Annotated in this window: 1 protein-coding gene; it reads right to left on the bottom strand. The window is 61.6% G+C overall.

Annotated elements, in window-relative coordinates:
- Window positions 1-268: arginine deiminase-related protein (locus SB753_RS37680; protein WP_410805238.1), on the bottom strand; the 268-nt coding region annotated here is incomplete at both ends.

Genomic DNA, 268 nt, shown 5'->3' with positions numbered 1-268 from the left:
ATTGGAATCAGCCGTATCGAAACACATCGGCTCGAAGTTGAAATGCGTGCAGAAGCGTTCGAGCGCGACGGGGTCGGCGCGTCGCGAGCGCGCCGTGTACGCGATGCGCGTCACGTGATCGAGCACCATCGCGCCCGTGCCCTCCAGAAAAATGTCGTCGTGTTCGAGGCCCGAATAATCGACGACGTCCTGCACCCGATACTCCGCCTTGAGCATCTCGATCACATCCGTGCGTCGCTCGCGTCGGCGGTTGCGGCTGTACATCGGA

The organism is Paraburkholderia sp. SIMBA_053, assembly GCF_046534895.1.
Lineage (GTDB): Bacteria > Pseudomonadota > Gammaproteobacteria > Burkholderiales > Burkholderiaceae > Paraburkholderia > Paraburkholderia caledonica.
The sequence above is the reverse complement of the archived record's forward strand: the minus strand, read 5'-3'. Positions and strand labels throughout refer to the sequence as shown.